This is a genomic window from Paenibacillus sp. RU5M, from assembly GCF_900221055.1.
In the GTDB taxonomy this organism is placed as follows: domain Bacteria; phylum Bacillota; class Bacilli; order Paenibacillales; family Paenibacillaceae; genus Paenibacillus; species Paenibacillus marchantiae.
Map to the genome: position 1 here is coordinate 447,093 of NZ_OBQM01000001.1, position 25,558 is coordinate 472,650.

Annotated in this window: 24 protein-coding genes; 17 read left to right on the top strand and 7 right to left on the bottom strand. The window is 47.4% G+C overall.

Features of this window, described 5'->3' with window-relative positions:
* Nucleotides 1–95 precede the first annotated feature (95 nt).
* From panB to CRO25_RS02305, 17 genes are all read left to right on the top strand, one after another.
* Nucleotides 96–971, top strand: coding sequence for a 3-methyl-2-oxobutanoate hydroxymethyltransferase (panB, locus tag CRO25_RS02225; RefSeq protein WP_063566794.1), 876 nt, complete (start codon nt 96–98; stop codon nt 969–971).
* Complete coding sequence (panC, locus tag CRO25_RS02230) at nt 968–1,864, top strand: pantoate--beta-alanine ligase (RefSeq protein WP_064636881.1); 897 nt, start codon at nt 968–970, stop codon at nt 1,862–1,864. Before panB ends, panC begins: the two co-directional genes overlap by 4 nt.
* Complete coding sequence (gene panD / locus CRO25_RS02235) at nt 1,857–2,240, top strand: aspartate 1-decarboxylase (RefSeq protein WP_079694039.1); 384 nt, start codon at nt 1,857–1,859, stop codon at nt 2,238–2,240. The genes panC and panD overlap by 8 nt, the downstream gene beginning before the upstream one ends.
* Nucleotides 2,241–2,357: 117 nt before the next feature.
* The gene (locus tag CRO25_RS02240; RefSeq protein ID WP_231952455.1) at nt 2,358–2,981 is read left to right on the top strand and encodes a tetratricopeptide repeat protein; all 624 of its coding nucleotides are present in this window, start codon (nt 2,358–2,360) and stop codon (nt 2,979–2,981) included.
* 141 nt (nt 2,982–3,122) lie between these two features.
* Entirely contained in the window at nt 3,123–5,984 is a 2,862-nt protein-coding gene (gene dinG, locus CRO25_RS02245) for an ATP-dependent DNA helicase DinG (RefSeq protein ID WP_079694038.1), read from the top strand.
* A 226-nt stretch (nt 5,985–6,210) separates the two neighbouring features.
* Complete coding sequence (locus tag CRO25_RS02250) at nt 6,211–6,864, top strand: redox-sensing transcriptional repressor Rex (protein WP_053780717.1); 654 nt, start codon at nt 6,211–6,213, stop codon at nt 6,862–6,864.
* Complete coding sequence (locus CRO25_RS02255) at nt 6,851–8,155, top strand: amidohydrolase (protein ID WP_079694037.1); 1,305 nt, start codon at nt 6,851–6,853, stop codon at nt 8,153–8,155. The genes CRO25_RS02250 and CRO25_RS02255 overlap by 14 nt, the downstream gene beginning before the upstream one ends.
* 41 nt (nt 8,156–8,196) lie before the next feature.
* Entirely contained in the window at nt 8,197–8,727 is a 531-nt protein-coding gene (locus CRO25_RS02260) for a DUF5590 domain-containing protein (protein ID WP_063566799.1), read from the top strand.
* A 301-nt stretch (nt 8,728–9,028) separates the two neighbouring features.
* Entirely contained in the window at nt 9,029–9,556 is a 528-nt protein-coding gene (locus tag CRO25_RS02265) for a hypothetical protein (protein WP_063566800.1), read from the top strand.
* Nucleotides 9,549–11,051, top strand: a complete 1,503-nt coding sequence (locus CRO25_RS02270) for an AAA family ATPase (RefSeq protein WP_063566801.1) — start codon at nt 9,549–9,551, stop codon at nt 11,049–11,051. The genes CRO25_RS02265 and CRO25_RS02270 overlap by 8 nt, the downstream gene beginning before the upstream one ends.
* Nucleotides 11,052–11,184: 133 nt before the next feature.
* On the top strand, nt 11,185–12,057 hold the full coding sequence (locus CRO25_RS02275; RefSeq protein ID WP_063566802.1) for a 3-hydroxyacyl-CoA dehydrogenase family protein: 873 nt from the start codon (nt 11,185–11,187) through the stop codon (nt 12,055–12,057).
* A complete protein-coding gene (locus CRO25_RS02280; protein ID WP_063566803.1) occupies nt 12,054–13,259 on the top strand; it encodes an acetate/propionate family kinase in 1,206 nt (401 codons plus the stop codon). Before CRO25_RS02275 ends, CRO25_RS02280 begins: the two co-directional genes overlap by 4 nt.
* Before the next feature lie 102 nt (nt 13,260–13,361).
* Complete coding sequence (gene asnS, locus CRO25_RS02285; protein ID WP_079694036.1) at nt 13,362–14,657, top strand: asparagine--tRNA ligase; 1,296 nt, start codon at nt 13,362–13,364, stop codon at nt 14,655–14,657.
* Nucleotides 14,657–15,379 carry a DnaD domain-containing protein gene (locus CRO25_RS02290; protein WP_231952456.1) on the top strand — a complete coding sequence of 241 codons (723 nt, stop codon included), beginning with the start codon at nt 14,657–14,659 and terminating at the stop codon, nt 15,377–15,379. The genes asnS and CRO25_RS02290 overlap by 1 nt, the downstream gene beginning before the upstream one ends.
* Before the next feature lie 161 nt (nt 15,380–15,540).
* Nucleotides 15,541–16,161 (top strand): RNA polymerase sigma factor, encoded by a 621-nt coding sequence (locus CRO25_RS02295; protein WP_079694035.1) that lies wholly within the window; start codon nt 15,541–15,543, stop codon nt 16,159–16,161.
* On the top strand, nt 16,151–16,603 hold the full coding sequence (locus tag CRO25_RS02300) for a hypothetical protein (protein WP_079694034.1): 453 nt from the start codon (nt 16,151–16,153) through the stop codon (nt 16,601–16,603). Before CRO25_RS02295 ends, CRO25_RS02300 begins: the two co-directional genes overlap by 11 nt.
* 37 nt (nt 16,604–16,640) lie before the next feature.
* A complete protein-coding gene (locus CRO25_RS02305) occupies nt 16,641–17,909 on the top strand; it encodes a multi-tm2 domain protein (RefSeq protein ID WP_256863564.1) in 1,269 nt (422 codons plus the stop codon).
* Between the two features lie 163 nt (nt 17,910–18,072).
* On the opposite strand, the gene CRO25_RS02310 is transcribed toward CRO25_RS02305, so the two are convergent.
* The 7 genes from CRO25_RS02310 to CRO25_RS02340 all read right to left on the bottom strand — a co-directional run bounded on the left by CRO25_RS02310 (nt 18,073) and on the right by CRO25_RS02340 (nt 25,537).
* Nucleotides 18,073–18,726, bottom strand: a complete 654-nt coding sequence (locus CRO25_RS02310) for a methylthioribulose 1-phosphate dehydratase (RefSeq protein ID WP_036607600.1) — start codon at nt 18,724–18,726, stop codon at nt 18,073–18,075.
* 2 nt (nt 18,727–18,728) lie between these two features.
* Nucleotides 18,729–19,406, bottom strand: a complete 678-nt coding sequence (locus CRO25_RS02315) for a 2-hydroxy-3-keto-5-methylthiopentenyl-1-phosphate phosphatase (protein WP_063566808.1) — start codon at nt 19,404–19,406, stop codon at nt 18,729–18,731.
* A complete protein-coding gene (locus CRO25_RS02320) occupies nt 19,403–20,626 on the bottom strand; it encodes a 2,3-diketo-5-methylthiopentyl-1-phosphate enolase (RefSeq protein WP_063566809.1) in 1,224 nt (407 codons plus the stop codon). Before CRO25_RS02320 ends, CRO25_RS02315 begins: the two co-directional genes overlap by 4 nt.
* Nucleotides 20,623–21,483, bottom strand: coding sequence for a pyrroline-5-carboxylate reductase (gene proC / locus CRO25_RS02325; RefSeq protein WP_064636898.1), 861 nt, complete (start codon nt 21,481–21,483; stop codon nt 20,623–20,625). The genes CRO25_RS02320 and proC overlap by 4 nt, the downstream gene beginning before the upstream one ends.
* A gap of 36 nt (nt 21,484–21,519) precedes the next feature.
* Nucleotides 21,520–22,767, bottom strand: a complete 1,248-nt coding sequence (locus CRO25_RS02330) for a glutamate-5-semialdehyde dehydrogenase (RefSeq protein ID WP_072733400.1) — start codon at nt 22,765–22,767, stop codon at nt 21,520–21,522.
* 96 nt (nt 22,768–22,863) lie between these two features.
* Nucleotides 22,864–23,967 carry a glutamate 5-kinase gene (gene proB / locus CRO25_RS02335; protein ID WP_079694032.1) on the bottom strand — a complete coding sequence of 368 codons (1,104 nt, stop codon included), beginning with the start codon at nt 23,965–23,967 and terminating at the stop codon, nt 22,864–22,866.
* 361 nt (nt 23,968–24,328) lie between these two features.
* On the bottom strand, nt 24,329–25,537 hold the full coding sequence (locus CRO25_RS02340; protein WP_079694031.1) for a pyridoxal phosphate-dependent aminotransferase: 1,209 nt from the start codon (nt 25,535–25,537) through the stop codon (nt 24,329–24,331).
* Nucleotides 25,538–25,558 lie beyond the last annotated feature (21 nt).

Here is a 25,558-nt window from a genome sequence, read left to right on the forward strand (position 1 = left end):
GTGACTCTTTTTTGACTTTTCGGGACTTTTTAGTGGAAACTAAAAGGTTTTTTTGTTGCGTTTAAATTGAAAAGATGAGAGGAGCCATAACGAAAATGGCAAACAAACAAGCATTGAATATTGTGAAAATGAAAAAATATAAGCAGGACGGCGTGCCGCTTAGCATGATTACAGCTTACGATTATCCGACAGCCCAATTGGCCGAGGAAGCGGGTATCGATCTAATTCTGGTTGGTGATTCACTGGGAAACGTGGTATTGGGTTATAACTCCACCTTGCCTGTTACGATCGAAGATATGGTGTACCATACACGCTCTGTAGTACGTGGTGCGGGAAATACGTTTATCGTGGCTGATATGCCCTTCATGACGTATCATGGTAGCTTGGATGAGACGCTTAAAGGTGTCCGTCGCCTGATGCAGGAAGGTCATGCACAAGCGGTCAAGATGGAGGGCGGTCTTGAAATCGCGGATACGGTAAAAGCGGTTGTGCAAGCCGGTGTGCCTGTACTTGGACATATCGGACTTACACCGCAATCCGTGAATCAAATTGGCGGTTATCGTATTCAGGGCAAGGATGCTGCTGATGCCAAACGGCTGATGGACGAAGCCAAGGCGCTTGAAGCAGCTGGCGCTTTCGGCATTGTACTCGAACTGGTCACGGAAGAAGTGGCAAGAGCGATCTCGGAGGAATTGTCTATTCCTACGATTGGCATTGGCGCAGGTAGAGGGTGTGATGGTCAGGTACTGGTATTCCATGATGTGGTTCAGTATGCTTCCCCATACACGCCAAAACGCTTTGTCAAATCGTATGGAGACGTAGGTACATTGATTCGCAACAGCATCGAGTCCTATGTGAAAGAAGTCAAGGATCGCTCGTTCCCGGCACAGGAGCATGTATTTACCGCTGCTGACGGCGTTCTGGATCAATTGTACGGACATCGCAAAGAAAAGGTGGAGACCAACGTATGAAAGTGATACGGACAATCGCAGAATTAAGACAAGAGCTTAGCTTGAAACGTCAGTCGATTCAGTCCAGACAGTCCGTTGTAGGACTCGTGCCTACGATGGGATTTCTTCATGAAGGCCATGCAAGTTTGATGCAAGCGGCCAAACAACAGAGTGATATCGTGGTTTTGAGCATATTTGTAAACCCAATTCAATTCGGTCCGAATGAAGACTTTGACAGTTACCCTAGGGATGAAGCTAGAGATGTGGAAACTGCACGAGCAAAAGGGGTGGATATCGTATTTATTCCCTCTGTTGAAGAGATGTATCCACAGCCTACACAAACGACCGTATCGGTTTCCCGCTTAACGGATCGCTTGTGCGGTGCTTCTCGTCCAGGGCATTTTGACGGAGTGACTACGGTCGTGTCAAAGCTCTTTAACATTGTACAACCGCAGCGTGCATTTTTTGGCATGAAGGACGCACAGCAGGTAGCTGTGATCCAGCAGATGGTTAACGATTTGAACATGGCGGTTGAGATTGTGCCTTGTCCTATCGTTCGTGAAAGTGATGGCTTGGCGCTTAGTTCGCGCAACGTGTACCTCAGCACAGAACAGCGTCAGGAAGCTCTTGTTCTGTCCAAGGCTCTGCGTGAGGCACAGGAAGCTGTAGATGCAGGGACGGCAATGACAGCAGCGGATATCCGCGTTATATTGCGTGAGAACATTGAACGTTCACCAATGGCCGTGATTGATTATGCTGAAATTCAGGCTTTTCCAAGTCTTGAGCCACTTTTGGATCAGGAAAAAGTTCATGGTCGTGACGATCTGTTGATCGCACTTGCAGTAAAATTCGGCAAAACAAGATTGATTGACAATATAAGGCTGCAAAAATCGGAGGTACTGTCCCATGTATAGAACACTGATGAAATCCAAAATTCACCGGGCAACCGTTACGGAAGCAAACCTGAACTATGTGGGTAGCATTACCATTGATGAAGATCTAATGGAAACTTCCGATCTGATGGAAAATGAAAAAGTACAAATTGTGAATAACAACAATGGTGCACGTCTGGAAACCTATGTCATTCCAGGTCCACGTGGAAGTGGAGTGATCTGTTTGAATGGAGCAGCAGCTCGCCTGGTACAGCCTGGCGATACCGTCATTATCATTTCATATGCAATGATGTCTCAAGAAGAGGCAAATAATCACAAGCCTACCGTTGTATTTGTAGATGGACAGAATAAACCTGTGCAAACGATGAAGCACGAAGTTCATGCGACGATTATGTAATCGACTGGTAAGGGGGATGAAATCGACCCATTCTACAAAAAATGAGTACAGGTCACTGCACTAATCCATTTTTTCAAGGGTGGGGATGCATCGATGTTCCAGCATGTTTTCGCAGAAATGAACGACATGTTAGATGAAATTATCAAGCGCTACCCTTCTGCTGAAGGCCTAAGCAAACAGGAATTGCTGCAAAAGTGGAATTTGCTGAAGCGGATGAGTGACGGGATGATTGATGAGTGGCTGATGTTTGAAGAAAAAATGAGCCAGGTGAGGGAAAGGGAACTGGATAAGCCTGCTTCCCTCGAACCTGAACAGGAAGCTGTTACCGCACTGCCAGAACTGCATCTGGAGTGTTTCAGTCGCGGTCAGGGATATTTCAAACTGCAAATGTACCCACAGGCGATTATGCAATTTTCTAGGGTTGTGACCGACTATCCGGAAAGTGCATTGACTCGTTTTTACCTGGCTCTTGCTCATCTCAACCTGGAACAAACCGAGGAAGCAGGAATACACTTGCAGCGGATCATGCATCTGAACGGTTCGCCGAGATTGAAAGGGTTGGTATGTAACGTCCTGGGCTGTATCGAGGCCAAGCTCGCGAATCCTGAAGGTGCATGTTCATTATTTGCGCAGGCGCTTCAGTATGACCCATCGTTGACCGAACCGCTGTATAACATGGAAGCTTGTCGGTTAAACAGCGGAAAATTGCAATATGCAAATCAGCTGACTGCCTTAAATTAGGGCTATTCGGCGGCATTAAGACGGTGTTCCCTCCTCTGGCATAGCGGCGGGGACACCGCCTTTTTTGTCAGTTAATTTTCAAACGCCCTTTTTTTTGCTATGCTGTAACATAGACTGGAATGGAAGGGACCGTACATTGCAATGAAATTTGCCGTATTGGATTTCGAAACAACCGGCACGCAGTCCGACGGTGAGATTATACAGGCCGGACTTGCCATCATAGATCATGACTACAGCATAACTCAAATATATAGTTCTTATGTGAACCCAGGTGTACCGATTCCTCCGTTTATTACGGGGTTAACCGGTATTACCGATGAAGATGTGGCGGATGCTCCCTCATTGGAAGAGATGATGATGGAGATGGTTCCGCTGCTTGATGATGTGGTTCTTGTTGGACACAATGTTGCTTTTGATTTTCATTTTCTTCAAAATGCACTCGATCGATGCGGTTATCTGCCATTTACCGGACGGATCCTGGATACGATTGATTTCCTGAAGATCTCGTTCCCGTCACTGGGCTCTTATCAACTCGGTTATGTGTCTTCGGAATTCGGATTTCAGCATGACCGTCCTCATCAGGCAGACAGTGATGCTCTTGCAACAGCTTTTGTATTACTGAAGTGTCTCGATGAGCTGCGTGCATTGCCTCTGATCACGATTCAGCGCCTCAGTGACCTGTTTGCACCGGAAGACAGTGACTTGGGTTGGTTCTTCGATGGAATGCGTTCTGAGAAGGAAGCAGAGCCTATTCAGGATCTGGATGGTCATACGTATTACCGCCAGCTTGCCCTGAACGTGAGTGACTGGACCGATATAGGCTCACCACGTGATGAGCGAGAGGGTAATCCGCTGGAAGGCGTAAGCTTTGAGCAGTTTATGGATCAGGTTAGAGATAACCTGAAGGAGACGCTGGACCATTATGAGGAGCGTGAGGCGCAAACTCAGATGTTCAGCAGTGTACGACAAGCTTTGGATGAGGAGAAACATCTCTTAATCGAAGCTGGGACAGGTACGGGCAAATCACTTGGTTATTTGTTGCCTGCCATCTATGAAAGTGTGAAACAGGAACAGAAAGTCATGGTCAGCACACATACCATCAACCTGCAGGAGCAATTGAGAGAGCGGGATATTCCTATGCTGACCCAAGTGGTTCCGTTCCCGTTCAAGGCAGCGGTGTTCAAAGGACGTGGGCATTATCTGTGTCTGCGTAAGTTTGAGCATAAAATCAATAAACGTGAATTTGCTACACCGAAAGAGGATTACTTTACAGCGGCTCAGATGATTGTCTGGCTTACTCAGACGGAGACTGGAGACGACGAGGAGCTTAATCTAAGCGGGCGCGGAGGAGACTTCTGGGAGACGGTACAGAGTGAGTCTGAGTCCTGTCTTGGACGTTCCTGTCCTTGGTTCCGCAAATGTTTCTATCACCGGGCCAAACATGAAGCCGGGCTTTCGGATATCGTCATTACGAATCATTCGAAATTGTTTACGGATGTCAAAGCAGCACATCAGCTGCTGCCAGCCTACGAAAGTCTCGTCATCGATGAAGCACATCATCTGGAGGACGTAGCAGGTAAGCACCTTGGTCTTCATATGAAATATTTCACGTTGGTTCATACACTGACCCGACTGTTTAAAGATAGCCGAAATGGCCAACTGCCTATGCTGCGTTCTCAATTGTCGGGTCATGAAAATTCGGTACAGTGGGGCTCCATGATTGATCAGATGTTCCCGCTTGCTGTCGAAGTTAAAGAGATGTGGGATCGACTAAGCGATGCATTGTTCGGACTGCTGCCTGAACGCAGCGATGCTTCTCCAGGCGAGACAGGACAATTCTCACTTAGACTGAAGTCTTCACAAAAACCAGCCAAATGGCAGGAATTGCAGGACGCTGAAAACCAAATTTATGTCACCCTAGGCGATTTGATTCGTAAAGGCGACAAGCTGCTGCTTGAAGTGAAAGAAGATCAGGACGATTATCAGTCCGATAGTCTGATTACGGATATCTCAGGTCTGCTCAAGGATTTGGCAACGATTAAGGATAATCTGCGTTTCTTCATGCGGATGGATGATGCCAATACCGTGTACTGGATGGAGGCCAGCGGCCAGTTCCGCAGTAAATCACTGCAACTCTATGCTGTTCCTGTCGATGTCAGTGCACAATTGAAGGATATGTTCTTTGATAAAAAGAAAAGCGTTGTGCTTACATCGGCTACGCTCTCCGTTGACAAGTCATTTCAATTCATGATCGAACAGCTGGGTTTGCAGGAAGCTGCCGACAATAACCGTCTGTTAACGTCGATGCTACCTTCACCGTTCAATTATCGAGAACAAGCGCTGCTTGTCATTCCGCGTGATTTCCCAAGCGTGAAGGGCAGTGTAGGCGATGCACACTTTGTGGATATGCTCGTGCACTCGCTCGCGGAAACGGCTATTGCGACTCGTGGACGCATGATGGTGTTATTCACCTCCTACCGCATGCTGCGACAGGTCTATGACCCGCTTAAGGAGGCTTTGTCAGGCAACGATATCTCTTTGCTTGGGCAAGGGGTGGACAGCGGCAGCCGTTCCAAGCTTACACGTCGGTTCCAAGATGCTAAAGCAACGGTGCTACTTGGCACAAGCAGCTTTTGGGAAGGCGTGGACATTCCGGGAGAGGCTCTGACCTGCCTTGCAATTGTCAGACTGCCGTTCCAGCCACCGAATCATCCGTTAGTGGAAGCGAAGAGCGAGCTTTTGCAGCAGCAAAAGAAAAACCCGTTTATGAAGCTATCCGTGCCACAAGCCGTCATCCGTTTCAAACAGGGATTTGGCAGACTGGTTCGTACAGGCAAAGACAGAGGCATTGTGATTGTATACGATACACGCGTTATTGAAGCGTATTATGGCAAGTACTTTTTATATTCATTACCTGGTCCCAAAATGGAGCACATGCTTACAGAGCAGATGGTTCCACGCATTTCGGAATGGCTCGAGAGACCAACCGAAGAGCAACAATAACAGATACGCTCTGTAGCTTCCATTATTGCAAGACGCCAGTGATTGGCGGTAAAATTGATTAATATCATGTATTCGTTTCATGGATATGCGAGTAAAGCGATTAAAGCAATTATCCATTATATAACAAGGAGCATCCTGTTTAATTCAGTAATCATTTTGCATCGTTTTAGACAGGGTGCTCATCTTTTCATCTATCTATCGTGGCCTTGGTAAGGGGGAGCAATGAATGAAATCAGATAAAATTTCGGAAGCCGTGGTGCGTAGATTGCCTGTTTACTTGCGTTATTTGAATGAACTGCATCAGCGCGAAGTCAATACGGTCTCTTCACAAGAACTTGGACTGAGGCTGGATTTGAATCCTGCCCAGATTCGTAAAGACTTGGCTTACTTTGGTGACTTTGGTCGTAAAGGGATTGGATATGACGTTTCATATCTCATTGAGAAAATCCGCCATATTTTAAAAATAGACCAGCAGATCAATGTAGCTCTTGTCGGAGCAGGTAATTTGGGACATGCCTTGTCCAATTACAATGCCTATCTCAAAGACAACATGAAGATCGTCGCTGTATTTGATGCCTACGGTCCGAAAATTGGGAGTCAAATCAACAGTTTGACGGTACAACCGATGAATGAATTAACGGATTCGGTCAAAAAAGATAACATTCGTATAGGTATTATCACGGTTCCGGATACGGAAGCCCAAAATGTTGCAGATCAGCTGATTGAGTCAGGAATTGAAGCGATTCTGAACTTTGCGCCAACGATCCTGAAGACCCCGCCGCATATTCGCATTCATCATGCTGATTTTACGACGGATCTACTTAGCCTGGCTTATTACTTGGAGAATGGAAAGGACGACGAGGAAGATGACGACAAATAGATGGGTAATTCACAACGGCAAATTTGCCGTGAGTGAAGGTACGAATTGGAACGTGGTTCAAGGTTTTATGGTTGTTGAGAATGACAAGATTGTGCATATTGGTGAGACATTGCCGGAAGGAGACGAAAGCCTGACAAAGGTGGACGGAAAAGGACTGTTCTTCTTGCCGGGTCTGATCAATACGCATGGTCACGCGGCCATGTCGCTCCTCAGAGGCCATGGAGACGATCTGGCGTTACAAGTATGGTTGCAGGAGAAAATGTGGCCAATGGAAGCCAAAATGACGTCTGAAGACGTATATTGGGGCACATCACTTTCCGTGCTTGAAATGTTGAAGGGTGGAACAACAGCTTTCCTAGATATGTATGATCATATGGATCAGGTTGCGAAAGTGGTGGAACAATCTGGCGTTCGGGCTGCTCTGGCACGTGGGGTAATCGGACTTTGCTCAGAAGAAGAACAACTTCGCAAGCTCGAAGAGTCCGCAGCATTTGCCCGTCAATGGAATGGACAAGCAGACGGAAGAATTACAACCGTAATCTCTCCACACGCCCCTTACACTTGCCCTCCGGATTACATAGAGAAGCTGGTACAGGTTGCTCATGATCTGAATCTGCCTTTGCATACGCATATGTCTGAAACGATTCGAGAAGTGGAACAGAACGTGGCTGATTACGGACTGCGTCCGGTCGCACATCTGGAGAAGCTAGGATTTTTCTCCCGTCCATCTCTGGTTGCACATGCGGTACATCTGAATGATGAAGAGATCGAGATTCTCGCAAAGCATGATGTAGCAGTTTCCCACAATCCAGGCAGTAACCTGAAATTGGCTTCGGGTGTTGCACGTGTACCTGATCTGTTGAAAGCAGGCGTGACTGTGTCTCTGGGAACAGACGGACCAGCAAGTAACAATAACCTGGATATGTTTGAAGAGATGAGATTGGCTGCGTTGATTCACAAAGGTGTGTCCGGTGACCCTACTGCAGTGCCGGCAGGGGAAGCGCTTCTGCTTGGAACTTCGTATGGTGCTAAATCCATATTTCTGAACAATACAGGCGCTCTGCAAGTTGGCATGAAGGCTGACTTCATCGCGTTGAACATCGAACAGGCCCATTTCTATCCGCATACGGATCTGATTTCCCATACGGTCTACTCGGCATCGGCCAAAGATGTGGAGCATGTGTGGGTGGATGGTAAACAAGTGGTTAAACATGGCGAATGTCTTACGATGGATGAAGAGCGCATTCTGCGTGAGTCTCAGCTGGCATTTGACAGTTTGCTTGCCCGTTAATTACAAGGACAGCATCGTCATAGGGAAAGGAAGTTCGGCTTTTGAAGAAAAAAAAGAAGTGGATATGGATTTCGCTGCTGCTCCTGGTTCTGATTCTGTTTGGACTTCAGCGTTATTATGTCTATGTTACCCAGGATCAGCGCAAGGAAGAGGCGTTGGCCATACAGGCGGCCCAGGAACAGCTGGGGATTACGTCCCACGAAGAGCTGCGTAAGTATGTCTGGGGGCAGAAAGACGGCGGAGACAACATATACTGGACCCTGATCGGCAAAAATAAGGATAACCAGGATGTCATGGTGTGGATCAAGTTTGATGAGAATAACAAACCCGTGACGGGAACCAATGCAGTACACGGTGAACTGTTAAAGAACGGCATGAATGAAGCTCAGATTCGAAATCGGTTCAGCTCTGAAGTTCCCGGTGGGGAGATCAAACGAATCATGCCAGGCGTTGTGAATGGAATCTATGTATGGCAAGTGTATTACAACGATGATACTCACAACTATTATCGGTTTTACCGCTTCAGTAACGGGGAACAGGTGGATCTGGTCTATACGATCCCGAATAGCTAGAATTAGCATAAATACTATCGTCCAAAAAATACATTAAAGAACCGGCAGACGGAAACCCGACTGGACCGGTTCTTTGACGTACTTTGTTGATCATTTTGGATTTGAATAGTTAAAATTAATAATTTATTCATATTTTCGCCTTAGATATTGTATATACGATGTGATATACTCAAATATGTATTCAAGGATACATCATACACAAATAAATCCTGTTAGGCACATCACAGGACATTACGTACACATATTCATATTCTTGCCTACAAGTTATAGGATGGGCCAAAATTTAGGAGGGGTAACTCACTTGAAGATAAAAGTATTGCCTATTGCTCTGACTGCCGTCATTTCAGCCGTTGTGTTGTTTGGAGGTTGGTTTGTGTATCGTCATGTGGCTGTGCAAAGCCCAATTGAAAAGATGGTTACCCAGTACGATGGAGTCAATGATGTTCAATTAACTATTAACCGCAATGATGTACAGTTGAAACTCGATCTGCAGCCGGATGTTGATCTGGGCAGGTTGGTACAATATATTCACAAAGAAGGACAAACCTTGATTGGCACTCGTTCGTTGAAGCTGGATGTCGTGGATCATTCCAACGAAGCATTAGAGAGCTGGTGGGGAAGCGCGATGTTTACCGTAGCACAAGCGATGGAGAACAAGCAATACACCGAAATTACACCGACCTTGTCTAAAATGGCTACAAATGGGATCAAGGTAAATACAGCCATGGATGACAATAATGTATATGTCAGTCTCAGAGATGGAGATGCCAGTAAGTTTATTATTCTGCCGCGTGTGCCCGGTCAGATAGGAGTGTGGCCTAATGCCTAAATGGACGAAAGAAATTGCCATTGGATTTGTACCCGTATTAATTATCTTTCTCGCTTTTATCGGTGTAAACATGATTCCCATTCTGATCGCTGTAATGCTTGTGGGAGCTCTGCTGCTCATGATGCAAATGCGGGGTGGGATTACGGTGGGGGCAGGTCAGGAACGTAAACGCAAGAAAAAAGGCCCTTCCAAGCTGACTTTTGAAGAAATCGGTGGTCAGGAGAGTGCCAAGCAGGAACTGCGGGAAGCGCTTGATTTTCTCATTCGACATGAAGAAATTCAGAAGTTTGGTATTCGTCCTTTGAAAGGTATACTGCTTACTGGCCCTCCAGGAACAGGTAAAACCTTGATGGCCAAAGCTGCTGCTCATTATACCGACTCTGTTTTTGTAGCTGCTTCAGGCAGTGAGTTTGTTGAGATGTATGTTGGTGTAGGTGCAGGCAGAATACGTGATTTGTTCCGTGATGCAAGAACTCGCGCCGCTAAAGAAAATAAGGAAAATGCCATTATATTTATTGATGAAATTGATGTGATCGGTGGAAAACGCGAAGGTGGACAACAGCGTGAATATGATCAGACGCTGAATCAGCTGTTGACGGAAATGGATGGCATATACTCTTCCGAAACACCACGTATACTCGTGATCGCCGCTACGAACCGAAAAGAAATGCTGGATAGCGCACTGACGCGTCCAGGTCGTTTTGACCGTCATATTCAGGTAGACTTGCCGGATAAGAAAGGCAGAAAACACATACTGGAGCTGCATGCAGTTAATAAACCTCTTTTGGAAGGGGTCAGCCTTGATAAGACAGCAGAAGAATCCTATGGTTTCTCTGGAGCACAGCTGGAAAGCGTGATGAACGAAGCTGCAATTTACGCGATGAGAGACGGGCTGCTCAACATTGAACAGCGTCATCTGTCCCTTGCGATTGATAAAGTAATGATGGGTGAGAAGACAGACCGCGAATCCAGCGTGGAAGAGAAGAAAAGAGTGGCTATTCATGAGTTGGGACATGCCATCATGGCTGAACTGGTTCGTCCTGGCAGTGTAAGTCAGGTTGCACTTAGCCCTCGTGGACAGGCCTTGGGTTATGTACGTCATAACCCGCAACAAGAGCAATTTCTGTACACGAAGCGTTTTCTTGAAGAGCAAATCATGATTGCCCTCGGAGGTGCAGCAGCGGAGGAAATGTATTACGGTGGACGCAGTACAGGATCTCGCAATGACTTTGAACAAGCAACGAATGTAGTACAGACGATGATGGCTTCCGGGCTCACGACGTTGGGTATTGTTAACATGGATATGGTAACTACAGAAGAATTGATGCGGGAGAACAAATTGATCCTGCAAGACCTGATGGAACAGACCAAACGATTGCTTGAAGAACAGCGGACAATTTTCGACAATTCCCTCGACACGTTGCTCAGGGAAGAAGTATTGTCTGGCGATCAATTTCGTTGTCAATTTCGTGACAGCGCCCTTCTACCGGCATAATTTATTTATGTCGGTTATTTTTTTTTACATTTCAGTCGTGCTAAGATATTATTATATGTTGGGTCGAAATTTGTAATTTTCGGCGAACAGGGTACAATAGAGAAATAGAGAACCGAAAGGATGGAGCAGAACCATGTTTTTCAAAAAGATAGGAGTTGTCGGCGGCGGCACGATGGGGCAAGGTATTTCCCAGATGCTTGCAGCCAAAGGACTTGATGTGCTTCTGGTGGAACACACAACGGAGAAGCTGGATCATGCATATAACATGATTGAGACGAACCTTGATAAACAACTGGAGAAATGGGCCATTACGAAGGCTGAGAAGAAATTGATTCTCTCCCGTATTACCAAAGTTGCTCATCTGGCTGAACTCGGAACTTGCGATATGGTCATTGAGACTATTTCTGAAGATCTGGAAGCGAAAAAAGCGGTATTCAGTCAACTTGACCAAGTTTGCCCAAGCAACGTAATTCTTGCAAGTAATACATCCACGCTGAGTTTGACTGAGCTTGCAAGCTCAACCAAATACCCAGAGCGTGTTATTGGTATGCACTTTATTCACCCGGTTTCCCGGGTTGATCTTGTAGAGATTATTCGTGGTCTGAAAACATCCGATAGCACTTTTGCAGAAACTAGACGTTTTGTGGAAGAAGTAGCGGACAAAAAAGGCGTTATGATCTATGAATCACCTGGATTTGTTACTTCCAGACTGATCTGTCTTCTGATCAACGAAGCGCTGCATGTACTGCAGGAAGGTGTCGCTTCCGCTGAAGATATTGATGATGCTATGCGTATCGGATACAATTTCCAGCACGGACCGCTTGAGATGGCAGACCGTTTCGGATTGGATTCGGTAGAAGCTGCACTCGAAAGAATGTTCCGTGAATTCGGTGAATTGAAATATCGTCCTTCCACAGTTCTGAAGAAAATGGTGCGTGCAGGACACCTGGGTGTTAAAACAGGCGAAGGATTCTTCAAGTACGACAAGGATGGTGACCGGCTGTGAAAGTACTCGTAATTAATGCGGGGAGTTCCTCGCTCAAATATCAATTGTATAACATGACGGATGAATCCGTATTGGCAAAAGGTCTGGTAGAGCGGATCGGTATGGACTCTTCCATTCTGACTCATAAACCAACGGGCCGCGAGGATGTTACGGAAGTTAGCGAAATTCTCGAACATACTACAGCGATTCGTAAAGTTATTGACATCCTGACAGATAAAGAAAACGGTGTGCTTGGTTCCGTTGATGAAATTCAGGCTGTTGGACATCGTGTGGTTCACGGTGGTGAAGCATTTAAGGAATCGACATTGGTTGATGATGCTGCCAAAGCAGAAATCCGCCGTCTGTTCGATCTGGCTCCACTTCATAACCCTGCAGCAATGATGGGTATTCGTGCGGCTGAATCCAATATGCCAGGAGTACCACAGGTAATGGTCTTTGATACGGCTTTCCATCAAACGATGCCGGAAAAAGCATATCTGTATGCCATTCCACGTGTGCTTTACAAAAAGTATAAAGTGCGTCGTTATGGAGCACATGGTACTTCCCATGATTACGTAAGCAAGGCAGCAGCTGAATATCTGGATCGTCCATTGGAAGATCTGAAGATCATCACATGCCATGTTGGTAATGGTGGTAGTGTAACGGCTGTACAAGGCGGCGTATCCGTGGACACGTCTATGGGCATGACTCCACTCGAAGGATTGATGATGGGAACACGTAGTGGTGACCTGGATCCGGCAATTGTACCTTATGTTATGAACAAGGAAGAACTGAGCGTGAGCGAAGTAAACTCCATGTTGAATAAACATAGTGGACTTCTTGCAATCTCCGGCATCAGCAGCGACATGCGTGAAATCACGGAAGGTATGGAAGCTGGCGATGCTAACTCCACGCTTGCATTCGAGATGTACGAATACCGTTTGCGTAAATACATCGGTTCTTATGCGGCAGCAATGAACGGTGTAGACGTGATCGTATTTACGGCTGGTGTAGGTGAAAACTCCGTTGTTCTTCGCCAAAAAGTATGTGAGCAACTCACGTACCTGGGTGTTGAACTGGATGAAGCGCTGAATGCAATTCGCTCTGGAGAGCCACGCCGCATCACAACAGCGAATTCCAAAGTGGACGTTCTCGTAGTTCCTACGAACGAAGAATTGGTGATTGCAAGAGATACACACCGAATCGTATTGAATTCTCTGTAATCTAATTGTAAAGTGAATATAGCATGACAAGGAAGTGCAGGGGACAGGCATATGCCTGCCCGCTGCATTTTCAAATTCAGGATTCCAAGGAGAGATATGGGCATGAGTACGGATTGTGTAATTCGTAATGTGAGTGAGCATGTGGGCGAGACTGTTAAAATCGGCGCCTGGATTAACAACAAACGTTCCAGCGGCAAAATTCAATTTTTGCAACTGCGTGATGGAACCGGATATATTCAAGGGGTAGTGGTTAAGAGTGAAGTTAGCGAAGATATCTGGAATGCTGCGAAGAGCTTGACTCAAGAAAGTTCATTGTATGTAACAGGTATTATCCGTGAAGAACCGCGTAGTGCATCCGGTTATGAGATGACAGTTACTGGCGTGGAAATTATCCATCTGACTGAAAACTATCCAATTACTCCGAAAGAGCATGGGGTAGACTTCCTGATGGATCATCGCCATCTGTGGCTGCGTTCGACAAAACAACGTGCGATTATGGTGATTCGTGCGGAGATCATCCGCGCTGTTCAGCAGTTCTTTAATGGTAACGGATTCACACAGGTTGATCCTCCGATTCTTACACCTTCATCTGCTGAAGGAACGACGAACTTGTTCCACATTAAATACTTTGATGAAGATGCCTATCTGACACAAAGTGGACAGTTGTATATGGAAGCTGCAGCAATGGCGCTGGGCAAAGTGTACTCCTTCGGTCCTACGTTCCGTGCTGAAAAATCCAAAACACGTCGTCACCTGATTGAGTTCTGGATGATTGAGCCGGAAATGGCGTTTGTGGATCACGAGGAAAGCCTTCGAGTGCAAGAGAAGTTTATTGCTCACGTGGTTCAAACGGTTCTGAAAAACTGCCGTGCTGAACTGGAGTCCATCGGACGTGATGTATCCAAGCTTGAAAAAATTGTAGCTCCATTCCCGCGCATTACGTATGATGAAGCGATTGAATTCCTGAATGGACAAGGCTTCGATATTCCTTGGGGAGAAGACTTTGGTGCTCCACACGAAACGGCGATTGCCGAGAAATACGAAACACCGGTCTTTATTACCCATTATCCGGCTGGAATCAAGGCATTCTACATGAAACCTGATCCAAATCGTCCTGAAGTGGTCCTCTGTGCAGATATGATCGCACCCGAAGGGTACGGAGAGATCATTGGCGGTTCCCAGCGTATTGATGATCCGGAACTGATGCAGCAGCGCTTTGATGAGCATCAATTGTCGGAAGAGGCATATCAGTGGTATCTGGACTTACGTAAATACGGATCGGTTCCTCACTCCGGCTTCGGTCTGGGATTGGAGCGGACGGTAGCATGGATCTGTGGATTGGATCACGTACGTGAAACAATTGCATTCCCACGTATGCTCTATCGTCTGTACCCTTAATGCTTAACCGCGAGTCCATGGAAGAAACCGGCTCCAAAGCCTGGTTGAATGGAGCAGCTTACGGTATGGCATCAGGGACAGCGCAGCTCCCATATGCTTTATTGCGCTATTATCATCAGCTGGGGTTAAGTGACGCAGAGGTACTTCTGCTGATTCAATTGTTTGGATTCCGGCAAGTCGAATTCAATGAGTTCCCAACGCTTGAAGAGCTTGCAACCCGTATGGGTCTTGCTCCTGAAGGCATCGCCAGAATGCTGCAACGTCTTATGAGAGACGGGTACATTCACATTGACGAGCATCGGGATGAAGAGCGTGATATTCAGTATGAACGTTATGATCTGCATGGATTATATGCCAAGCTGGCAGGATGTACAGCAGAGGAGTTGGCCGTTGCTCGTAAGCAGCAGCAGGACAGTAATGCATTACGCCCGGATTCGAACAGTGTTCAAAAAGAAGAGGAAGAACGAAATATGTTCTCTATTTTTGAAAAAGAATTTGGCCGCCCGCTTTCCCCGATGGAATGCGAGACTATATCCAGCTGGCTGGATCAGGATCGCTATCAGGAGGAACTGATTCTCATGGCATTGAAGGAAGCGGTGTTTGCTGGTAAAGTGCATTTCCGCTATATCGACCGAATTCTGCTTGAATGGAGCCGTAACCGCGTGAAGAATGTGCAGGACGCCAAGGCATATACCCAGCGGTTCCGTAACGGTGGACGTTAATACGAATGTTAGATTAGGCAACAATTTCATTCAGATAAACCAGAAACAGGCCAGAAGATATTCTGTGCCTGTTTTTTTAGATTATAGAGATGTTAAGTAAGATATGTTAAGTTCCCGGTGGAACTGACTTTTCAGGCAATGTGTAACCTTTTTATAAAAAAATGAATGAATACGCAGGGGTCAACAAACAAGTTGTCGTCTATTGTAGTGGAGAGGAGGGGAGAGTCATTGATGAAGCGCGCTTAATCGAACAAATCCGTCAAGGCGATACATCCCAGATGCGTTTGTTGATCGAAAAGTACAGCCAGCATGTATACCATGTGGCCTACTCCGTATTACGGAACGATCAGGATGCACAGGATGCAGCGCAGGAGGCGTTCATTCAAATGGTCAAATCTCTCCCCGATTACCGATCCGAAGGTTTCAAAACGTGGTTAACCCGAATTGCCTTTCACAAAGCAATTGATGCCAAACGCAAGCTGGGCAGACGAAGCGCTGAGGATCTGGGCGGAGAAGAAAAAATAATGAACATGCCCGGTCGTGAAGAAGATGTTCTTGCCCGCCTCGTGCGTGAAGAGCGTCAGGAGAAGTTGCGCGAGCGAATCAATCAGCTGCCTGCCCAGCATAGGGACATTATTACTGCGTATTACTTAAGCGAAAAAAATTATGAGCAGATTGCCCGTGATGCACAGGTGGCAGTGAAAACCGTGGAGTCCCGTCTGTATCGTGCCCGGCAGTGGATTCGAAATCATTGGAAGGAGGATGAGTGGCGTGAGGAATAAAAGGATGTATACCGTCCAGGAATGGACTGATTATATTGAAGGCCGAATGACTGCAAACCAGGCAAGTTTGATGGAACAGGTGCTTATGGACGTTCCGGAAGCAATGGACAACTATCTCGAAGCACTCGGCATTCATCGGGAGCTGCCACAACTGAAGGACCCGGTAGGCTTCGCCGATTCGGTCATGAATCAAATTACGGAAATGCAATCCTCCAAGCCAAAGCGCAAATCGCGTTCTGGACGAAGACGTCTCTGGCTGGATCACAAAGTGTTTCATTATGCTGTAGCGGCTTGTCTGACGTTAATCTTCCTCTCCTCGGGACTGTTTGACAAGGTAGCCCCTTATCATAAGTTCCAGGAAGGTGAGAACAGGGGGTCATTTACGGAAAAATGGACGGAGGCAGCCACATCATGGCTGGATCACTTCAAGCCTGGACCATAAATTGTTTCGTATTGCCTGAAAAGAAAGGATGAAGACTGTGCAATCAGATCGTAACAAATTACTTGCATTCTTATTAAACCTGATTCCGGGTCTGGGTTTTCTCTATTGGGGTCGGCCTGCCAGAGCTGTAATCTATCCATTACTCTTTTTTGGGACAGCTGTTGGTTCGTTTATGCTGGCAATTCTGGTGAGTGAGAGAGAGTTAATGATTCTTGGGGCTTTGGGGACCATATTCTTCTGGTGTGTCAGCATGCTGGATATGATTATCGTTCTGCTACGTGCCCCATCGCCTAATGATGCCCGATACCATGGATATGGCGCACATTACAGTGGACCGCATCAGGGAGCATACACTGGTCAGGAAGGTCATCTGGGACAGATGGAGATGGACATGGACATGGAGGGAATACATCAGCATCAGAACGGTGAGTATGGCGTGCCTGCGGCTCCTTATGGTCAACCCATGTATCAAAAAGGCAGTGAAAGCGAACGATTCTTCACGATTCTGCTTTCCTTTGTTCCAGGTCTGGGACATCTTCATCTCGGACTGTTACATCGCGGTTTATCATTCCTTATCGCGTTCTTCGGTTCATTTGCCATGATGGTTTTTGTAGCTTCTATTACGAATGAATCCGTATTTCTGATGTTCTTGCTCATTCTGCCTGTCATCTGGGTTTACTGCATGTTTGATGCGGTCCAGCATGTGCATCGCAAGCAGGCCGGTGAGGTATTGCAGGATCGTACGTTGTTCGAGGAGCTGGAGATGGGCAGGGCTTCTGGACGGCGAAGCAAAGTGCTGGCAACCCTGTTATCAGCCTTTCCGGGTGCGGGTCATCTGTATCTGGGACTGCAAAAAAGAGGCATGCAACTCATGTTCCTGTTTCTCGGCAGTATCTACGTTCTGGACCTGCTTCATTTATCGGTGTTCCTGTTCATGATTCCGTTGATCTGGTTCTACAGCTTCTTTGACGGACTTCAGTGTTCAAGCCGGTATGGCCGCGAACCGTTGACAGATCAACCTATTTTCAAGGATTGGGCTCGTCACCAGCGCCTAATTGGATTCGGAATTGCTGCATTGGGATTGTACTATCTGTTTATCCGCTTGGTCATTCCACAGCTGAATGAGATGTTCCCGGATGCATTTATGACGTACGAGATTCGTTCGTATGTGAACACCGTCATTGTGTCCTTGCTGCTCATTTTTGGCGGTCTGAAGCTGTTGTTTGGCAAGCAGAGGGGGACGGGTATCCATAGTGAGGGAGCGGACAGTCTCTTTTTATTCAAGGATCGGGACGATCGTCTGTAGAGCTTTACTTAGTTGAACTAAAGAATAGTTACACTGACACTACGATGATAGAGTCACCTTCCAATCGCTACAATTCCCCAAACATAAAAAAACACGCCGAGGACTATGTATATTAGCTTGGCGTGTTTTTGGTTTTGCAGCTTTTATTTCGAATAAATGATTGCTATTTCGTAGCACCCTTCAGCAGAAGTTGACGGTACATTACTTCAAACAGGAACTCGAACGCTTCCAGATGACGTTTCGCTTCAAAAGCATCTTTGCCCCAGGCATAAATACCGTGATTACGCAGTAAAATTCCTGGTACGTTGGCATCAAGTACACCTGGCACCAATTCAGCGATGGATGGAATATCAGCGAAGTTAGGCAGGACCGGTACACGAATCTCCGCATTTTCTTCCCAGATGTTGAAAGCCTTGATCAATTCGATGCCTTGAATCGGTACGTGTCCATCTGCTCCAAAGAATTCACTGATCAGGTTGTTAAATACGGTATGCACATGGAACACCGCGCCACAGCCGGTTAAACGATAGATTTCGCAGTGAATCAACGTTTCAGCGCTCGGTTTCAGGGTTGTGGTCTCAATGGCTTTACCATGCTTGTCCACAAACAGAAAGTCTTCCGGTGTACGGAGAGATTTGTCTTTGCCTGATGCAGTAACTGCAAAGTAGAATTGCTCCGGGTCAAAGTCGCCCACACGCATCGACAGGTTGCCACTTGTACCAGGGAACCAGTTACGGCTGGCAAACAGCGCTTTGATATCAGCCAGCTCTTCGAGGACCTGGCGTTTATGTTCCAATGTAATCTTTTCAAAACCCATTTTTACAGCACTCCTTGTGTTTGCTTCTGTTTCATATCTTCCATAATATCGTAGAAGGTTGTGAATGGGACATGATCCACACCCAGCTCTATACACTTATCCGTCAGGATAGAACGGGAGTAGACAAGATCAGCGATTTTGGCACCTTCAAAATCCGTTAGACTGTCTCCAATGAGGATACGATTATATTGTTCTTCCGGGAATGTACGAATAACCGTCGTTTTACACATGCCGCATCCGTTCTCACAAGGAGGCTGACATGGATTAGGCCATTCAATACGTATAAATTCATCTGTGAAATCTGCCCCATTGCAATAAACGTGATCCTGTGGAATATCGAATGGAGCGAGCAAAGGCTCGATAAAAAAGTCCATTCCGCCGCTGGTGACATTGAATTCAATGCCCTCGTCCCGAACGTATGCAAGAAATTCGCTGAACCCTTCTCGGATGCCAGCCTGTCCAAGTACAAATTCCACAATCTCATCTTTCTGCGAAGAAGGCAACAGAGCGAACATCGCTCCCACACCTTCGCGGAGCGAAACTCGCTGTTCAATCGTGTCTTTCATAATTGCTTCAATACCTTCGGGTTTAAAATGTTTCATAATTGCTACAATATTGTCCGAAAGGGTGATCGTGCCATCGAAATCACAGAAAATGACCGTTTTTTTATCACTTCTCATCGTTCGCCACCCCACAGATCCAGTGCACTTTTCAGTTCGGGATGTTCGACTGCATACTCTGCCAGTGGAATGGAACGCTGGGCTGCCTCGATAGCCTGCAAGAATGCCCGTCCGCCTGCCTCAGTGCCCATGGGATGTCCATGAATACCTCCGCCGGCATTAACGATGACATCGGTGCCGAAGTCACGCAGAATAAGCGGTACAAGCCCTGGATGTATACCAGCCGAAGGCACAGGCATGCTGGTTCTGACCGGAAGCTCAGGTGACAGCAATTGTTCTGTAATGGCCATATTCTCTTCCTTCGGCATTGTCACCGATCCGTAAGGGGAAGGGAAGAGCACCAGATCCGCTCCGGCAAGTCGCATCAGCTGTCCCAGCAGGACGGAAGCTGAGATACCATAGTGTGGTGAAGGATACAGTGCACCTGCAAGCGCAGGATGAGCCATGATTGGCACGTTGATGTCTGGATCACTGCTTAGTTCGTGCAGCACGTCATATCCGTAAGACAAGACATTGAACAACAGCGCATTTGCTCCTGCACCTATCGCACGTTCAGCCTGTTGTTTCAGGCGTGATGTAGGTCCAGTCAAATTCGCGGCATAAAGAAGTTTCTTACCCGTCTCCTTGCGTGCCTGTTCCGCAGCTTTCATGCAGACCTCGACTCTTTTCTCAATCGGAGTCAGTTTGTTCTCAAACAGAATTTCATCGTCTTTAATCAAGTCTACTCCACCAAGAGCCTGGCGAATAAACTGTTCCTTCAATTCGTCTGCATCCAGTCCAATAACTGATTTAAAGATACTCATTAACAATGGACGATCATGTACACCTAGCAGATCACGAACACCGTTCAGTCCAAACTTGGGACCGGGGAATGCGCTGAGGAAGCCGTCTGAGAATCCAAGCCGTGTCAGTTTGATGCGTCCATCCATTGAGATTTTGCCAAAGACCGTCACGAGCAGGGCAGGAATATCACGGCTGAAATTTACATCCGGATAACCAATGGTAATATCGGCGTAACGCTCACCTGGGGCCATGCCCTCAGCTTCATGCACCTCAACGCTGATGACCTCACCCAGATGTTTCTGCATCGCCTCACGCTTGGCCTGAGGCAATTCGGTCCAACTGCCAACAGTCATGCCGACAGCAATGGACTCAGCCTTCTTGCGGAAGTCTGCACGATCATCATGCAGACGATATGTGGCTGTGCACATAGTATTCATTTTAAATCTCCTTCCAAAGCAGCTCCCATCTCCCGTGAGCGCTCTGCACAGCGGTTGACGGCTGCGATTACATTTTCAAAGAAATCTCCCTCGTCCAGCGTTTTTAGTGCTGCCTGGGTTGCACCTCCCGGGGAGGTCACATCACTACGGAGTTTCATTGGCTCTAGGCCAGTCTGTTGTACCATGCGAGAAGCACCCAGCACGGTCTGAACAGTCAGATCGCGGGATTGTTGGCTGGATAAGCCGCCACGAATACCTGCGGCAATCATGGCCTCCATCAAATAGTATACATAAGCCGGACCACTTCCGGAAATACCTGTGAGCACTTCGAGTTTATCTTCAGGCACAATGGTCACGATTCCGACAGCTTCGAACATCGTCATGACTGTACTGCGCTGTTCATCCGTAATCTCTTCAGAGAAGGCAAGTCCGGTTGCTCCAAGCCCGATTGTACTGGACGTATTCGGCATGGTGCGGGCGATCGGTTGCTTGCGTCCCAGCAGGGATTGCATCGTACGGATCGATAATCCGGCAATAACGGAGACGATTAATTGATCCGGAGACAGGAGCGGCCCAAGTTGACGCAGCGCTGCGGCAGCATCCTTCGGTTTCATGCAGAGTACAATAACGGGAGAAGCGGAGAGATGATCCAGCGATTGTGCAGCAGTTCCGGTATGTACGGCATAACGGGTACTGAGCTCCTCCTGACGTTTCTGGTTGCTGCGGTTCAGCATCGTAATATCCTGAGGACGAACGACAAGGCGGGAAATTAATCCGCGCACGATGGCTTCCGCCATCGCACCTGCTCCGTGAAAAGTAATCTTTTGTTGTAATAACGTCTGTTGTTCTTGACTCATATTTATCGTTCCTCCTATATAACTGTAGCTGCGATATTATTGCCGGATTTGTCCATTGCCAGTGATACGGTATTTGGTTGACGTTAATGCAGGCAGACCCATCGGTCCACGAGCATGCAGCTTCTGGGTACTGATCCCAATTTCGGCTCCATAACCGAACTCAAATCCGTCTGTGAAACGTGTGGAAGCATTATGGTATACAGCAGCTGCATCTATATCATGTAAAAAACGTTCTGCATTACTCGTATCCTTGGTGACGATACACTCCGAATGCTTTGTGCCATAACGTGCAATATGCTCCATCGCTTCATCCAGGTTCTGAACTACACGAATATTTAAAATATAATCATTGTACTCTGTCGCAAAATCTTCTTCCGTCACAGGAAGGGCAGAGGGAACGAGACGGCGAACCGTGTCACAACCCTTCAACAGGACATTCGCTTCACGGAGTTGTTCAGCCATAGCCGGCAGATGCTCCTCCGCGTATACAGCGTGCAGCAACAAGGTTTCCATGGAGTTGCATACCGATGGACGCTGTGCCTTGGCATTAACTGCAATCTCCACAGCCATAACCGGATCGGCAGATTCATCCACATAGGTATGGCAGATACCTGCGCCGGTTTCGATCACAGGCACTGTTGCATTGGCGACCACATTGCGGATTAGTGAGGCTCCGCCGCGTGGGATGATGACATCGAGCAGTCCATTTAACTTGAGCATTTCGTCCACGGAAGAGCGGTCTGCATCCTCCACAAGCTGCAAGGCGTCCGCGGGCATGTCTGTTGTTGCCAGTGCCTGATGCAATACCTCCACAATTTTGCGGTTGGAGGAGAGGGCCGAGGAGCCGCCTCGTAGCAGTACAGCGTTGCCTGTTTTGAGGCATAGTCCGGCGGCATCTACTGTAACATTTGGACGTGCCTCGTAGATGATGCCGATCAGACCGATGGGCACTCTCAATTTTTCAACATGCAATCCGTTTGGACGAGTGAACGTCTCCAGCACTTCGCCGACAGGGTCCTGCAACTCCACGATCTGACGCAGTCCTTCTGCGATACCGGCGATACGCTCCTTATTTAAAGCGAGGCGATCCAGCATCGATTCTGGCGTACCTTGCTGTTTGCCACGTTCCAGATCGTCAGCGTTTGCTACTATAATGGAATCCGATTGGGCAATCAATGCGTTTGCCATGACCAGCAAGGCGTTATTTTTTTGTTCTGTGCTCAGTCGATTCAGCTGTGGAACCACGGCTTGAGCCTTGCTCGCTTTTTCCCTGACTTCACTCATCATAAATTCCTCCCATATATAAAGTGGAAACAAAAGAATATTTAATAGCTGTATCATATGATCCTGAGAAGTACACTCGGTAGGATTAGAGGTTTTCTATTTTAACGTAATCCACTCATCCCGATGAATAACCTCAAGTCGATGGATGCTGTTCAACTGCTTCATCACTTCGCCACTTGGCAGTCCTGCGATGAGCCGTAACTGGTCATCATCATAATTGACGATACCACGACCGAGCAAGGTTTCATCCATACCCAGCACCTCTACAACATCTCCGGCATGGAAGGTACCCAGCACACGTTTGACGCCTACAGGCAGGAGACTATGACCACCATGGACGAGTGCTTCTTCGGCACCATTATCCACAACGACGGTACCGAGCGGAGTAGACATGAAGCCAAGCCATTGCTTTTTACGAGAGAGCGAGGCAAGGCGAGTCTCGAAATACGTTCCTTTTCCAGTGCCATCAACCGCTTTTTGCATATCTCCAGGTTCCTTCACACTTCCCACAAAGACAGGCACGCCTCCACGCGTTGCCACTTTGGCTGCATCTACCTTGGATCGCATGCCCCCTGTACCTACGGATGATCCAGAACCGCCAGCATAGGCGTAAATTTCTGCCGTAATTTCGGGGATACGGTCATATCGAAACGCAGACGGATCTTTTCGTGGATCGGCCGTGTACAGACCGTTGGTATCTGTAAGAATGACCAGATGCTGTGCCTTGACCAGATTCGCTACCAGAGCTGACAGGAGATCGTTATCTCCGAACTTTAATTCATCGACAGATACGGTATCATTCTCGTTAAAGATCGGAATGACGCGCTGTTTGAGCAGTTCTTCTACCGTCATGCCCGCATTGCCCATACGTTTCCGGCTGTGAAAGTCGGTACGGGTGAGCAGAATTTGTGCTGTAGTAACGCGGTGCGCTGCAAAAGCCTGTTGATATGCCTGCATCAACAAAGCTTGCCCAACAGCCGCTGCAGCTTGTTTTTCATGCAACTGCTTGGGACGCTGAGGGTAACCAATCTCCCGGAATCCGGCAGCTACCGCTCCCGAAGTGACCAGAAGAACCTCATGGCCCTGTTCGGCCAAGGCAGCAATTTCTCCGGCAAAAAAAGTAATGGCACTCCGATCAAGCCCGCCTTCTTCCGTAGTAAGCGAACTGCTTCCGATCTTAACTACAATACGTGAGGTCATGTTTTCACTTCCTTAAACAATATTAATGATTGACCCTGGAGCAGACCGTTGGGTACAAAAAAAACTCCCGCCCTTTTAGTTAAAAAGGACGAAAGTTCGTTACTTCCGCGGTACCACCTTTATTGATGATTGGATCATCCGGCTTCATGCCCTGTAACAGAAGGCACTGTCCTGTGCATCACAGGCCGCTCAGGGGTAGGTTTCGGAGAGAAGCCGCGGTAAATTCTTGCAGCCCGATGGAATTTACTCTCTGGGCGCGGCTGATCCTCTCGTACTGGTCCCGTCATCACGTTTCGTTCAATATTTCCTTATAACATACCATGGAAACTTGGCAGATGCAAAGGGGTTATACACCTGTAAATTACTTGAATAAATTCAACTTGCCAATCCGCTCCGCTGCTTCCCTTAATCGATCTTCATCACTTAGCAGTCCTGCGCGCACATAGCCCTCACCATGTGAACCGAAACCAATACCCGGTGCTACCGCGACTTTTGCTTCACGTAGTAACACGTCGGCAAATGAAGCAGAAGTAAAGCCCGCAGGTACAGGCAGCCAGCTAAAGAAGGAACCTCCCGGTTTAGGGGCCTGCCAGCCGATGGATGAGAGTGCATCATAGAAAGAATCGCGACGTGATTCATAACGTGCAACCAGTGAAGTGACACATTCCTGGGAAGATGTCAGTGCCGCAGCAGCAGCGGCTTGGATGCCTCCGAAGAGACTCACGTAGATATGATCCTGCAGCAGATTGATTTTGGAGATGATCTCCGCATTGCCCAGAGCAAATCCGACGCGCCAACCCGCCATATTGTAGGTTTTGGATAACGTGTAGAACTCAATGCCCACTTCTTTGGCACCTGGTGCCTGCAAAAAGCTTACTGGACGATGTCCATCGAATCCAATTGCACCATAGGCGAAGTCACTGGCTACGACGATTTTATTTTGAATGGCGAACTCTACCGTATCTTCATAGAAGGAAAGCGGGGCGGTTGCCGATGTTGGGTTGTTGGGATAGTTCAGGAACATCAGCTTGGCCATTTCCCGATCCTCGGTAGAGATTGCTTCATAATCAGGCAGGAATGCATTGGACTCTAGCAGTGGCATAAAAGACATGTACGCTTTCGCCAGTGCCACACCGGACCAATAATCCGGATAACCTGGATCAGGTACGAGACACACGTCGCCAGGATTGAGCAATACTTGAGGCAACTGGACCAAGCCCGTTTTTCCACCAAATAAAATCGCAACTTCTGTTTCGGGGTCCAGGTCCACGTTGTAATCTTCCTTGTAACGCTTCGCAACGGCTTCCTTCAGGAAAGCATGCCCGCTAAAAGGCGAATATTTGTGATAGAGCGGGTTCTCCGCCGACTCCTGCAATGTTTTAACAATGTGAGGTGGTGTAGGTGTATCCGGGTTACCCTGACCCAGGTTAATCACGTCGTGACCACTTGCGATTTCGCGGTTTACATTTTGAACAAGGGTAGCAAAAAATTGTGTAGGAAGCTGTGTCATTACATCGGATGTAGGTATGGTAAAGGCTGAACGACTCGATGATTTAGATTGATTAGTCATGCTATACATCACTCCGGTTAT